The sequence below is a fragment of the Helicobacter pylori genome (assembly GCF_900120335.1).
Taxonomy (GTDB): Bacteria; Campylobacterota; Campylobacteria; order Campylobacterales; family Helicobacteraceae; genus Helicobacter; species Helicobacter pylori_BU.
Genome location: NZ_LT635477.1, coordinates 749,035 through 763,085, shown reverse-complemented (window position 1 = coordinate 763,085; position 14,051 = coordinate 749,035). Strand labels below are relative to the sequence as shown.

Annotated in this window: 12 protein-coding genes; 7 read left to right on the top strand and 5 right to left on the bottom strand. The window is 41.7% G+C overall.

From position 1 onward, the window contains the following. Nucleotides 1–588 precede the first annotated feature (588 nt). Complete coding sequence (locus tag CS889_RS08740) at nt 589–777, top strand: hypothetical protein (RefSeq protein WP_089086872.1); 189 nt, start codon at nt 589–591, stop codon at nt 775–777. A 62-nt stretch (nt 778–839) separates the two neighbouring features. On the opposite strand, the gene flgR is transcribed toward CS889_RS08740, so the two are convergent. Genes flgR through CS889_RS03675 form a run of 5 tightly spaced genes read right to left on the bottom strand, consistent with a single transcriptional unit; the run spans nt 840 to nt 6,280 of the window. After that, nucleotides 840–1,985, bottom strand: coding sequence for a transcriptional activator FlgR (gene flgR / locus CS889_RS03695; protein WP_089086871.1), 1,146 nt, complete (start codon nt 1,983–1,985; stop codon nt 840–842). Next, on the bottom strand, nt 1,982–2,455 hold the full coding sequence (locus CS889_RS03690) for a hypothetical protein (protein WP_001908371.1): 474 nt from the start codon (nt 2,453–2,455) through the stop codon (nt 1,982–1,984). The genes flgR and CS889_RS03690 overlap by 4 nt, the downstream gene beginning before the upstream one ends. Further along, nucleotides 2,455–4,941, bottom strand: a complete 2,487-nt coding sequence (gyrA, locus tag CS889_RS03685; RefSeq protein WP_089086870.1) for a DNA topoisomerase (ATP-hydrolyzing) subunit A — start codon at nt 4,939–4,941, stop codon at nt 2,455–2,457. Before gyrA ends, CS889_RS03690 begins: the two co-directional genes overlap by 1 nt. A 15-nt stretch (nt 4,942–4,956) precedes the next feature. Beyond that, entirely contained in the window at nt 4,957–5,343 is a 387-nt protein-coding gene (locus CS889_RS03680; protein ID WP_001279230.1) for a diacylglycerol kinase, read from the bottom strand. Beyond that, nucleotides 5,336–6,280: a hypothetical protein gene (locus CS889_RS03675; RefSeq protein WP_331712905.1), complete on the bottom strand. Its 945-nt coding sequence runs from the start codon at nt 6,278–6,280 to the stop codon at nt 5,336–5,338. The genes CS889_RS03680 and CS889_RS03675 overlap by 8 nt, the downstream gene beginning before the upstream one ends. Nucleotides 6,281–6,642: 362 nt before the next feature. Between CS889_RS03675 and CS889_RS03670 the strand changes: the two genes are divergently transcribed. The 6 genes from CS889_RS03670 to CS889_RS03645 all read left to right on the top strand — a co-directional run bounded on the left by CS889_RS03670 (nt 6,643) and on the right by CS889_RS03645 (nt 14,046). Next, nucleotides 6,643–7,818, top strand: coding sequence for an acetyl-CoA C-acetyltransferase (locus tag CS889_RS03670; RefSeq protein ID WP_089086868.1), 1,176 nt, complete (start codon nt 6,643–6,645; stop codon nt 7,816–7,818). A 10-nt stretch (nt 7,819–7,828) separates the two neighbouring features. Further along, a complete protein-coding gene (locus CS889_RS03665; protein WP_001045151.1) occupies nt 7,829–8,527 on the top strand; it encodes a CoA transferase subunit A in 699 nt (232 codons plus the stop codon). After that, a complete protein-coding gene (locus CS889_RS03660) occupies nt 8,524–9,147 on the top strand; it encodes a 3-oxoacid CoA-transferase subunit B (protein ID WP_001206236.1) in 624 nt (207 codons plus the stop codon). Before CS889_RS03665 ends, CS889_RS03660 begins: the two co-directional genes overlap by 4 nt. A 19-nt stretch (nt 9,148–9,166) precedes the next feature. Continuing rightward, complete coding sequence (locus tag CS889_RS03655) at nt 9,167–10,531, top strand: TIGR00366 family protein (RefSeq protein ID WP_089086867.1); 1,365 nt, start codon at nt 9,167–9,169, stop codon at nt 10,529–10,531. A gap of 129 nt (nt 10,532–10,660) precedes the next feature. Then, nucleotides 10,661–11,671, top strand: a complete 1,011-nt coding sequence (locus CS889_RS03650; RefSeq protein ID WP_000465240.1) for a lipid A deacylase LpxR family protein — start codon at nt 10,661–10,663, stop codon at nt 11,669–11,671. A gap of 233 nt (nt 11,672–11,904) precedes the next feature. Further along, entirely contained in the window at nt 11,905–14,046 is a 2,142-nt protein-coding gene (locus tag CS889_RS03645) for a hydantoinase/oxoprolinase family protein (RefSeq protein ID WP_077645556.1), read from the top strand. Nucleotides 14,047–14,051: the final 5 nt, after the last annotated feature.

Below are 14,051 nucleotides of genomic sequence, written 5' to 3'. Positions count from 1 at the left end.
CTAGCAGCAACAATAACCATTGATTATATAAATAAAAGCTAGCAAAGAAACCATGCCTTTAAAATCCATCGCATGAGAGTTTGAGAAAAAATTAAGGGAGTTAGAGGCCATTGGGACACTCCCTAACCATCACAGAGACGGCACCAATTATAGCGTTTCAAACCTTTATAAAATAGCGAGAGTGAGCCACCGTTCCTCCTTATGGCTCAATTACAAGGGGTAGGTTTGGGAACCCCTAAACTCACCAAACCTAATCCTACACAAAAATTATTAATAGAATGAGAGCCATGAAATTAAGAAAAATGGGGGCGAAAGTTAAATCATCATCAAGTGGTTAGCAATTATAGATTATTATAGAGAAGCATGCGATTTTTTCTACTCCGCAAGCCATTACAAAAGAAAAGGCATTTAATTCTTTAAACTCTCTCTCACGCTAATTCTACTATAAATGAGTTTAACCACCCAAAGCAGAAATCCCAAATATCTTTAGCGTTTGGGATGAATGCTACCAATTCGTGGTATAATATCCCCATACATTCGTATCTAGCGTAGGAAGTGCGCAAAGTTACGCCTTTGGAGATATGATGTATGAGACCTGTAGGGAATGCGTTGGAGCTCAAACTCTGTAAAATCCCTACTATAGGGACACAGAGTGAGAACCAAACTCTCCCTACGGGCAACATCAGCCTAGGAAGCCCAATCGTCTTTAGCGGTTGGGTACTTCACAACACAATAACCGCACTAATAAAAAATGGGGTTTTAGTTGCTCCACCATGAAAACTTATTTTTAAGGAGAGGGTGTTTTGAAATAATTATCCCCCTTAAAACCCCCTAACTCCCTACCTTTCCAAAAACAAATCCTTCTCTTGGATTTCTGTTTCTTCGCTTAAAATCGCCGCTCTTTCCACGACGCCTAAAAGCTCTCGCACGTTCCCATGCCAAGAATATTCTAAAAGGCGTTTTGCGGCGTTTTTTGAAAAAGATTTTGGCCCCAAATGATACGCCTCGCACACTTCTTTAAGCTTGATTTCAGCAATGGGTAAAATCTCTTCTGTCCTCTCTCTTAAAGGAGCGATAGTTATAGGCACGATTTGCAAGCGGAAAAACAAATCTTCTCTAAATTCTTTTGAAGCGATTTTTTCTTTCATGTTAGCGTTGGTAGCAGAAATGAAACGAACATCAATTTTAACGCTCTTATTATCCCCAAGGCGCGTGATTTCTTTTTCTTGAACCACTCTTAAAAGTTTGCTTTGCAATTGAAGGGGCATTTCAGCGATTTCATCTAAAAAGATCGTGCCTTTATTAGCGCTCTCAAAAAGCCCCATTTTAGGCGCTGTGGCGTCCGTGAACGCCCCTTTTTGATACCCAAAAAGCTCGCTTTCTAATAAATGCTCTGGGATTGCGGACATGTTGATCGCTATAAAAGGGTGCTTGGAGCGCTGGGAATGCTGGTGGATAAAATGAGCAAAAACCTCCTTACCCACCCCGCTTTCGCCTAATAGCATGACATTAGCGTCCGTGCTTGCGACTTTTAAGGCCTGCCGTTTGGTTGCTTCTAAAGCTTTTGAAGTGGCTAAAAAGCTGTGTTTGGGGGCTTTTTTTAAAGGTTTTTCTAAAGGGTGTTTTTTTTGAAATTCTAAAACTTTTTTAGTGCGATAGATGGATTCTAAAAGCAATTCTGGTTTAAAAGGCTTTTGGAAAAAGTCTTTCACGCCTAAACGAATGGAATCAATGGCTTTATTCAAAGTCGCATTACCGGTAATCACAATGGATTCATACTTGCCCTCTAAAAGGCGTAAAAATTCCAAGCCGTCCATATGGGGCATGTTAATATCCGTGATGACTAAATCAAAGCTCTCATCAAGTTTCGCTAGCGCATCTTTAGGGTTTTTAAAACTCACAATTTCTAAATCGTCCTGAAGCTCAAAAAAAAGCTCCAGGCTTTTACGCATGTTAATATCATCTTCTACAATAGCGATTTTCATTCTTCTTCCTTTCTAAAAATATCTAAAGACAGCATATCTCCCTCTAAACTCGCTTTAACGCTTAAGGCTTTGAGGTTAAGAATGCTTGTGGTAGTGGTGCCGTTTTTATAGCTATGATCATAATGCGTGATAGCGACTTGGCTTTTTAAAATACAATCAATGACTCGCTCTTTTTCTTTTTTTAACGCTATTTCTAAAAGGAAGCGTTCTAGTTTGGTTTGGAGCAAGGGGTTTTTTAAATCGGGCAAGTTGCGAGTGATGATAGAGCAATGATAGTCTAAAACATAGGGGGCTGTTTTAATGCGGCTGACAATAGGCTTAGAGACAGAATACTCTTCACCCATCACTCTAGAATCAACGATTTTCAAGCGGTACGAAATCAAAAATTCTTGATTTTCTAGGGGGCTGAGGGCATGCAAAGAAACCCCTAAAAAATAAAATAAAAAATAACAGAATGAAAAGAAACGCATCACTCAAACAAATTTTGCGCTGAAGAGGTTTCTAAATTTTCTGGCTCTTCTTCTTTAGGGCAAGAATTGACATACACGACTTTATCAGCGGTGTTTATGAGTTTTACCCCACTGGCATTTCTTCCGGTTTCTCTAATATCTTTAATAGAAACTCTAATCATTTTCGCGCTCGCGGTAAGGATCATCAAATCCAGGTTCTCATCATCCACGCTGATAACGCCCACCAAATTACCGGTCTTTTGAGTGAGTTTCATGCCAATGACCCCCTTACCTCCACGAGATTGCTCTCTATACGCTTCGGCTAGAGTTTGCTTGCCAAGCCCGTTCTCGCTCACGCTCAAAAGCTTGTTGCTATCATCGCTAATGACGACCGCGCCGACAACAAAATCATTTTCATTCAGCTTAATCCCTCTAACCCCACGAGTAGTTCTTCCGATCTCGCGCACGTCTTCTAAAGGGAATTTAATGAAAATACCCAAATGCGATGCGATGAGCAAATGCTTGGCGTTTTTATCCACAACTTTTGCGCCCACTAATTCATCGCCTTCATCCAAAACAATCGCTCTGATACCGCTATAACTCCTATTACCGCCAAATTCGCTCAAATTGGTGCGCTTCACCACGCCATTTTTCGTGAAGAAAGCTAAAGAGCGTTCATCGCTAAAATCTTTAGTGCTTAGAGTTGCCATGATTTTTTCATCCGGAGCGAGCGAAATTAAATTCACAATAGCTTTACCCATAGCGATCCGGCTCGCTTCTGGGATTTTATAGACTTTCAAATGATACAATTGCCCCTTATTGGTGATAAAGAGCAAAATATCATGCGTGTTAGCCACAAAAAAGTTTTCAATGAAATCGTCTTCATAAGTGCTGCCTGAAAGCTTGCCCTTACCTCCACGATTTTGCTTTTCATAAGCTTTTAAATCCACTCTTTTCACATAGCCTTTATAGCTCATGCTCACCACCATAGGCTCATTAGCGATCAAATCTTCTGTATCAATGCTTTCGTAAGATTCTTGAATTTCAGTGCGCCTTGGAGAAGAAAACTGCTCTTTGACTTCTAAAAGCTCGGTTTTGACGACTTCATTCAAGCGATCTTCGCTCTTTAAAATGCCATTGAGATCATCAATAAGCTCTAGCAGGTTTTGGTATTCTTCTTTGATCTTATCTCTTTCAAGGCCTGTCAAGCGTTGCAAACGCATTTCTAAAATGGCTTTGCTTTGGATTTCGCTCAAACTAAAACGCTCCATTAAGGCGTTTTTAGCCGCTTCTGGGCTTGGGCTTGTTTTAATGAGTTGTACGATTTCATCAATATTGTCTAGTGCGATCAAATAACCCTCTAAAATATGCGCTCTGGCCTTAGCCTTTTCCAATTCAAAAATCGTGCGTCTTATAATAATGGTCTTTCTATGGTTTAAGAAAAGGCGCAACAACTCTAAAAGCGTGAAAATCTTAGGCTCTTTATTGTAAATAGCGAGTAAAATGATGCTAAAAGTGGTCTCCATGGTGGTGAGTTTGTAGAGGTGGTTTAAGACAATTTCACTCATCGCGTCTCTTTTTAATTCAATCACCACTCTAATGCCCTCTCTATCGCTCTCATCGCGCACTTCGCTAATGCCTTCAATTTGTTTTTCTCGTGCTAAATCGCTGATTTGTTCCACTAATTTGGCTTTATTGGTTTGAAAAGGCATTTCATCTAAAACGATGATTTCTTTATTTTTTGTTTTTTCCACATGCACTTTAGCCCGCACTTTCACACGCCCTCGCCCCGTTTTATAGGCTTCAATAATGCCAGTCTTGCCATAGATGATCCCACCAGTAGGAAAATCAGGCCCTTTGACAAATTCCAAAATTTCATCTAATTCAGCGTTAGGGTTTTCTAAGACATGCGCTAAAGCGTCTATGATTTCATCAATCCTGTGGGGGGGGATAGAAGTCGCCATCCCTACGGCGATCCCATTAGCCCCATTGACTAAAAGGTTAGGCAGACGGCTTGGTAGAATATCTGGCTCTTTTAAGGTGTCATCGTAATTAGGCACAAAATCAATGGTGTCTTTATCAATATCCCTTAAAATTTCTTCACTCGCCTTGGTCATTCTGGCTTCAGTGTAACGCATCGCTGCAGCGTTATCGCCATCAATAGAGCCAAAGTTGCCTTGCCCATCCACTAATTCCAAGCGCATGGAAAAATCTTGCGCCATTCTCACTAGCGCATCATAAACTGCGGTGTCGCCATGGGGGTGGTATTTACCAATCACATCACCCACGATCCTAGCGCTTTTTTTATAAGCGACTTTGGAAGTAAGGCCTAATTCATGCATCGCATACAAAATACGCCTATGAACAGGCTTTAAGCCGTCTCTAGCGTCCGGTAAGGCACGCCCTATGATCACGCTCATGGAATAAGCCAAATAGCTCTCTTCAATAGAAGAATCAATCCCCACTTCTACAATATTTTTTGTTTCATCAACTAAATGATCTTGCATGTGTCTCCCTAAAATTTAATTAAAATAAAGCGTTAAAAGGTAACGCCCCCAAATCAAAGCCCAAAAAATAAGCCCTATCAGTTGGGCCGAACTGGCCATGTCTTTAGCCTTTTTAGCTAAAGGGTGGAACTCGGTGCCAGTAAAATCCACAGCCTTTTCAATGGAGCTATTGATGAGTTCAATCACAACCGATAAAAAGCAAGGCAAGATCAATAGCCCCCATTCTAAAAAATCTTTAGTCAGATAGCTCGCTAGAACGATGCAAAAAAGAGCCAAGATGACAATTTGCCTGAACGCGCTCTCTTCAGCCCACGCGCATTTAAGCCCGTCTTTAGAATAAAAAAGGGCTTTAAAAAGGCGTTTAAACCCTTTAGCTTTGGGGGGGACTTTGAAATCACTCATGGCTTATTTTGTAGGATTGAAAGAAATTCACGCTAAGGCTTTCTAACAAGGCGTTAAAAGTCAGCTTGGCGTTGTCTTTAGCTTGGGCGTTAAGAGCGATCTGAGATCGTTTGTCTTTAGCCATAGAAACAAAGGCTTGCAACAATCCTTTAAAATTCTGTTGGAGCGCGCTATCGTCTTTAAAATGGGACTGGAACAAAGCCATAAAATAGTTTTCTAAAGAAGCTAACGCGCTTTCATAAGAAACGCTAGGGGTTTGAGAACGCAAGCTAAAATAAGGGGAAAAAAAGCCCAAACTCTCTTTATTTTGTTGATAAAAGGACTCTAAAACGTTTTTAAAATGGCGCGCTTGGATAGAAACGCTCAACTTTGGCGCTAAAAAACGCAGTTTGTCTTGCAACTCTTCTATGGCTTTAGCGTCTTTAGAACTCAAGGTTTTGAAAATATTTTTAAGGGATAGATTTTCTTGCACCTCCATTAAACCTTCTTGAAAAAAAGTGTAAGCAAGGATATTCTCTGCATTAGTCAAATCGCATTTTAAGTTGTCGTTTAAGGTTTTTTCATCTAAAGCGTTGAATTTTAAAGAGCAATTCAAGCGCGTGGGTTTGAATTTTTCCAATAAGGCATTCAAGTTTTTTAAGGGGATTTGGCTGATTTTTTGCTGAATATCTTGTTCTAAAATAGGGGATTGGATTTGAGAATGGATAGAAAGGGTAAGAGAGCTTTTATCTAAAGAATGGAGCTTGATCTTTAAATCTTTAAAATCCATAATAGGGGAGTTTTGAGAGTCTAAAAAACGAAGCTCCTTAGAAACGCATGCGATTTTAAAAAACCCTTCGCATTCAAAAGGAGCGCCTACAATCCCCATGCCCTTAATGTGGGGGCGTTGATCCAAATAAGCGTTAAGATAAGCGGTTAAAGATTTTTTAACCGACATGCTAGTGAAGAAGATAAACACCCCTAAAAGCACGCAAATTAAAGCCCCAATAACCACCATCCAAGACATGAATTTTTTAGTCAAAAACACCCTTTATTGAAAGCATAATGTCCCTAATTGTAGCATAATCGCGCTTAAAATTAAAGAGCGCTTGAGTGAATGCCCCCTATATTCCTAATATTAATAGAATAGACGATAAAGAATCGTGCGACAATCATTAAACGCTAAAATAATATTTTTGTGAAAAAAATAAACGGATCGCCCTTAATCCAAAACAAAACCTAAAACAGAATAAAACTTATTAGGGTTTCAATCACTTAAAAGTGATACTATGATCATCAAATCAACTTAAAGGCAAAGACATGAATGAAGTGGTTGTAGTGGCGGCAAAGCGTAGTGCTGTAGGGAGTTTTTTAGGCTCTCTGAAGAATGTGGGCGCTAGAGAAATGGGCGTTAGCGTGCTTAAAGACGCTTTGAATGCGAGCTCTCTTGAGCCTAGCGATGTGGATTCTGTCATTTTAGGCAATGTCTTAGGCGCTGGTTTGGGTCAAAATATCGCCAGGCAGATCCAACTGGATTCTGGCATCCCTAATGACAGAAACGCTTTTAGCGTCAATATGGTTTGCGGATCGTCTATGAAAGCTATCCAATTAGCGCATGACAGCATCATGCTTGGGCGCGATGAAGTGGTGGTGTGCGGTGGCGTGGAGAACATGAGCGCAGCGCCTTATCTGTCGTTTGACATGCGAGAGGGGAAAAGAATGGGGAATGCGAACATGATAGATTCTATGATACATGACGGATTATGGGACGCGTTCAATGATTACCACATGGGGATCACCGCTGATAATGTCGCTCAAGCATACCACATAAGCCGAGAAGATCAAGACGCATTCGCACTCCAATCGCAACTCAAAGCGAGAGCCGCCATTAATGCGGGGAAATTCCAAGAAGAAATCACGCCTATTGAAATAGCGAATAAAAAAGGCGTGGTGGTTTTTAAAGAAGACGAATACCCTAGAGACACGACGCTAGAATCCCTTGCAAAGCTCAAACCCGCCTTTAAAAAAGACGGATCGGTAACGGCAGGAAATTCATCAGGGATCAATGATGGCGCGAGTATTATCATTTTATGCAGCACTAAAAAAGCGCAAAAATTGGGGTTAAAAACAATGGCCACCATCAAGGGGTTTGGTTTGGGTGGTTGCAGTCCGGATATTATGGGCATATGCCCAAGCATCGCTATTAAAAACAATCTTAAAAATGTCAAAATGAATCTCAACGACATCAATCTTTTTGAACTCAATGAAGCCTTTGCCGCGCAAAGCATTGCCGTGTTAAAAGAGCTTGAATTAAACCCCAATATCGTGAATGTGAATGGAGGCGCGATAGCGATTGGCCACCCTATTGGCGCGAGCGGTGCTAGGATATTAGTGACTTTATTGCATGAAATGAAAAGGAGCGGGCATGGCGTGGGTTGCGCGTCATTGTGCGTGGGTGGCGGTCAAGGGCTATCAGTGGTAGTGGAACAAAAATAAGGAGAATGAGATGAATAAGGTTATAACCGATTTAGACAAAGCGTTGAACGGGTTAAAAGACGGAGACACTATTTTAGTGGGCGGTTTTGGGCTGTGTGGGATACCCGAATACGCCATTGATTACATTTATAAGAAAGGCATTAAGGATCTAATTGTCGTGAGCAATAATTGCGGCGTTGATGACTTTGGGTTGGGTATTCTTTTAGAAAAAAAGCAGATTAAAAAGATTATCGCTTCCTATGTGGGGGAAAATAAGATTTTTGAATCGCAAATGTTGAATGGAGAAATTGAAGTCGTTTTGACACCGCAAGGCACGCTGGCTGAAAACTTGCGCGCTGGAGGGGCTGGGATACCCGCTTATTACACCCCAACAGGGGTTGGGACTCTGATCGCTCAAGGCAAGGAATCAAGGGAGTTTAACGGCAAGGAGTATATTTTAGAAAGAGCCATAACGGGCGATTACGGGCTTATCAAAGCCTATAAAAGCGACACTCTTGGGAATTTGGTGTTTAGAAAAACGGCCCGAAATTTCAACCCCTTGTGCGCGATGGCGTCAAAAATATGCGTCGCTGAAGTGGAAGAAATTGTCCCGGCTGGGGAATTAGACCCAGATGAAATACACTTGCCAGGAATCTATGTGCAGCACATCTATAAGGGCGAGAAATTTGAAAAACGGATAGAAAAAATCACCACAAGGAGCACGAAATGAGAGAGGCTATCATTAAAAGAGCGGCAAAGGAATTGAAAGAGGGCATGTATGTGAATTTAGGGATAGGCTTGCCCACGCTGGTGGCCAATGAAGTGAGCGGCATGAATATCGTTTTCCAAAGCGAGAACGGGCTATTAGGGATTGGCGCTTACCCTTTAGAAGGGGGCGTTGATGCGGATCTTATCAATGCAGGAAAGGAAACCATAACCGTGGTGCCGGGCGCTTCGTTTTTCAATAGCGCGGATTCGTTTGCGATGATTCGTGGGGGGCATATTGATTTAGCGATTTTAGGGGGGATGGAAGTCTCACAAAATGGGGATTTGGCTAATTGGATGATCCCTAAAAAGCTCATAAAAGGCATGGGAGGGGCTATGGATTTGGTGCATGGCGCTAAAAAAGTGATCGTCATCATGGAGCATTGCAACAAATACGGGGAGTCTAAAGTGAAAAAAGAATGCTCATTGCCCTTAACGGGAAAAGGCGTGGTGCATCAATTGATAACGGATTTAGCGGTGTTTGAGTTTTCCAATAACGCCATGAAATTAGTGGAATTGCAAGAAGGGGTCAGCCTTGATCAAGTGAAAGAAAAGACAGAAGCTGAATTTGAGGTGCGCTTATAGCTTGTAAAAGGGGGTGTTTATGTTTTTGTTAAGGCATTTGACTTCAGCGTGCGTGTTTTTAGCGTCTAAATGTTTGCCGGACTCTTTTGTTTTGGTCGCTCTTTTGTCGTTTGTCGTGTTTGTTCTTGTTTATTGCTTGACAGGGCAGGACGCTTCGTCTGTCATTTCTAGTTGGGGGAATGGTGCTTGGACGCTTTTAGGCTTTTCTATGCAAATGGCTCTTATTTTGGTGCTGGGTCAGGCTTTAGCTAGCGCTAAATTAGTCCAAAAACTTTTAAAATACTTGGCGTCTTTGCCTAAGGGGTATTACACGGCTTTATGGTTGGTTACTTCTTTATCGTTAATCGCTAATTGGATCAACTGGGGTTTTGGCTTAGTGATTAGCACGATTTTTGCAAAAGAGATCGCCAAAAATGTTAAGGGGGTGGATTACAGGCTGCTCATTGCTAGCGCTTATTCGGGTTTTGTGATCTGGCATGGGGGTTTATCAGGCTCTATCCCTTTAAGCGTTGCCACCCAAAATGAAAGTCTATCCAAAATAAGCGCCGGGGTGATTGAAAAAGCTATCCCTATCAGTCAGACGATTTTTTCCTCTTATAATTTGATCATTATAGGGATCATTCTTATAGGGTTACCCTTTTTAATGGCAATGATCCACCCTAAAAAAGAAGAAATCGTTGAAATTGATTCAAAGCTTTTAAAAGACGAATACAAAGAGATTGAACTCATTGACCACCAACAAGATAAAACGATCGCGCATTTTTTGGAAAACAGCGCTTTGCTTTCTTATCTTTTGGTTTTTTTGGGTTTTGGGTATCTTGGTGTTTATTTTTTTAAAGGGGGAGGGATTGGTTTAAACATTGTCAATATGATTTTCCTTTTTTTAGGGATTTTGCTCCATAAAACCCCTTTAGCTTATGTGAAAGCGATCGATCATTCCGCTAGGAGCGTGGCTGGGATTTTACTCCAATTCCCTTTTTACGCTGGGATTATGGGGATGATGGCAAGCCATAACGTGGGGGGGCATTCTTTAGCGCAAATGCTTTCTTTAGCCTTCACGCACATCGCTAACGAAAAAACTTTCGCGCTCATGACTTTTTTGAGTGCGGGGATTGTCAATATTTTTATTCCGTCTGGTGGGGGGCAATGGGCGATTCAAGCTCCTATCATGCTCCCTGCTGGGCAAAGCTTAGGGGTGGATCCGGGCGTGGTTTCTATGGCTATCGCTTGGGGAGACGCTTGGACGAACATGATACAGCCTTTTTGGGCTTTGCCTGCGTTAGCCATTGCGGGTTTGGGCGCTAAGGATATTATGGGCTATTGCGTTTTGACTTTAATTTTTGTAGGCTTAGTGGTGTGCGGGGTGTTTTATTTTTTGGTGTGAGTTTTTCTTATGCTTAAAAACCATGCTCTTTTCAATGGGGGTAAAAGTTTTCTCTTTTTACCTCTCAAACGCCCTTGTAATTCAGTCTTATTTCGTTACAATAACCCCACAATAACCTAAGGAAGTGTTTTGTTTTTCAAATTTATTTTATGTTTATCATTAGGAATATTTGCATGGGCAAAGGAAATCATTCCAACCCCTTCAACCCCACTAACGCCCTCTAAACGCTATTCTATCAATTTGATGACTGAAAATGATGGTTATATCAATCCTTACATTGATGAGTATTATACTGCAGGCAATCAAATAGGCTTTTCTACTAAAGAGTTTGATTTTTCTAAAAATAAAGCGATGAAATGGTCTTCGTATTTAGGGTTTTTCAATAAAAGCCCTAGGGTCACTCGTTTTGGCATTTCTCTCGCCCAAGACATGTATACCCCCTCACTTGCAAACAGAAAACTGGTGCATTTGCATGACAACCACCCTTATGGGGGGTATTTGAGGGTGAATTTGAACGTGTATAACCGCCATCAAACTTTCATGGAGTTATTCACGATTTCTTTAGGCACGACAGGGCAAGATTCTTTGGCCGCTCAGACACAACGTCTCATTCATAAATGGGGTCATGATCCCCAATTTTATGGCTGGAACACGCAGCTCAAAAACGAATTTATCTTTGAATTGCACTACCAATTGCTCAAAAAAGTCCCCCTTTTAAAGACTCGTTTTTTTTCTATGGAGTTGATGCCTGGGTTTAATGTGGAACTGGGGAATGCGAGGGATTATTTCCAACTCGGCTCGCTCTTTAGGGCTGGGTATAACTTGGACGCTGATTATGGGGTCAATAAGGTTAATACCGCTTTTGATGGGGGCATGCCTTATAGCGATAAGTTTTCTATCTATTTTTTTGCAGGGGCTTTTGGGCGCTTCCAACCCCTTAACATCTTCATTCAAGGCAACAGCCCTGAGACTAGAGGGATTGCTAATTTGGAATACTTTGTTTATGCTAGTGAAATAGGAGCGGCTATGATGTGGCGTAGTTTTAGGGTGGCTTTTACGATCACTGATATTAGTAAAACCTTTCAGTCCCAGCCTAAGCACCACCAAATCGGCACCTTAGAATTGAATTTCGCCTTTTGATTTAATATAGGTTTAATGTTTTTCTGCCTATGTGATATTTATATGATATTTTTGGGCAATTTAAGATGAATATCGGTAGCGTTTTGAATGAATTTGTTACTATTTTTCACTTTATTACACCAAATTTTCTCTTATTACAAACAACTTTGAAATAAATGATTTCCATTTAAAAATCAGCCCTACAATTTGAATAGGTTGCCTTGAGCAGCACTTTAATTCAAAGGAGTCTAACAATGAAAGACGCAAAAGTTCAGGTGATGGGTATTGATGCCGGTGGCACCATGACGGACACGTTTTTTGTGAAAGAAAATGGCAGTTTCGTCGTCGGTAAAGCCCAAAGCAACCCAGAAGATGAGAGCTTAGCCATTTATAACAGCTCACAAGACGCTTTATCGCATTGGAAATCAGATGTCAGTAAGGTTTATCCAGAGTTGGTTACTTGCGTGTATTCTGGCACGGCGATGCTCAATCGGGTCGTCCAAAGGCGCGGGATGGAAGTGGGTCTGATTTGCAATAAGGGTTTTGAGCAGATGCATTCTATGGGCAGGGCGTTGCAATCCTACTTGGGGTATGCGCTAGAAGAAAGGTTGCATATCAACACGCACAAGTATGATGATCCACTGATTCCTTTAAAAAGGATTAGAGGTATTACAGAAAGAACCGATGTCAAGGGGCAAGTGGTTATCCCAGTTCGCCAAGAAGAGGTTAAAATCGCTGTTAAGGAGCTTTTAGAAGCGGGTGCGAAAGCCATTGTGATTTGCTTGTTGCAATCTCATAAAAACGCTGAAAGCGAGCGGATCGTTAGAGATATAGCGTTAAAAGAAATTGAAAAATTGGGTAAAAATATTCCTGTGTTCGCTTCTGTGGATTACTACCCTCAAAGAAAAGAAAGCCACAGAATGAACACCACTATTTTAGAAGCTTATGCGGCTGAGCCAAGCAGACAAACGCTCTCTAAAGTCAGTAACCGCTTCAAAGAGCATGGCGCTAAATTCGATCTTCGTGTGATGGCAACGCATGGAGGCACCATTAGCTGGAAAGCTAAAGAACTCGCCAGAACTATTGTGAGCGGTCCTATTGGAGGCGTGATTGGATCTAAATTGCTAGGCGAAACGCTTGGTTATGACAATATTGCATGCAGCGATATTGGCGGCACGAGCTTTGATATGGCGCTTATCGTTAAGAGCAATTTCAATATCGCTTCTGACCCTGATATGGCGCGCCTTGTTTTATCTCTACCGCTTGTGGCTATGGATTCTGTTGGCGCGGGCGCTGGGAGTTTTGTACGCATTGATCCGCACAGCCGATCGGTCAAACTAGGGCCTGACAGCGCGGGGTATAGAGTTGGCACTTGTTGGAAAGACAGCGGTTTAGACACGGTTTCGGTGACAGATTGCCACATTGTTTTGGGCTATTTGAATCCGGATAATTTCTTAGGCGGTTTAATCAAATTAGATGTGGATAGGGCTAAAAAACACATTAAAGAGCAAATCGCTGATCCGCTAGGCATTAGCGTGGAAGATGCGGCTGCGGGTGTGATTGAATTGCTTGATTTGGAGCTTAAAGAATACTTGCGATCCAATATTAGCGCTAAAGGGTATAGCCCATCTGACTTTGCGTGCTTTTCGTATGGTGGCGCGGGACCTGTGCACACCTATGGCTATACAGAAGGCTTAGGGTTTAAGGATGTGGTAGTGCCTGCGTGGGCGGCTGGGTTTAGTGCTTTTGGTTGCGCTTGCGCTGATTTTGAATACAGATACGACAAGAGCGTTGATATAGCTATTCCGCAGTATTCTTCAGACGAGTCCAAAATAGAGGCATGCAAGATCATTCAAGATGCATGGGATGAATTGACTCTCAAAGTGATTGAAGAGTTTAAGATTAATGGATTCTCTGAAAAAGATGTGATTCTAAGACCTGGATACAGGATGCAGTATATGGGGCAATTGAATGATTTAGAGATCACTTCTCCTGTATCAAAAGCCAAAAGCGTAGCCGATTGGGAAGAGATTGTCAAAGAATATGAAAAAACCTACGCTCGTGTTTATTCTGAATCAGCGTGTTCGCCAGAGCTTGGCTTTAGCGTGACTGGCGTGATCATGCGTGGTGTTGTGGCTACGCAAAAACCTGTGATTCCGGTTGAAAAAGAGCATGGCGCTACGCCCCCAAAAGAGGCCAAAGTAGGCGTTAGAAAATTCTATCGGCATAAGCAATGGGTGGATGCAGATGTGTGGCACATGGAAAAGTTACTGCCTGGAAATGAAGTCATAGGGCCTGCGATCGTGGAAGCGGATTCAACCACCTTTGTGATACCCAAAGGCTTTGCGACAAGACTAGACAAACACCGATTGTTCCACTTAAAAGAAATTAAATAAAGGAG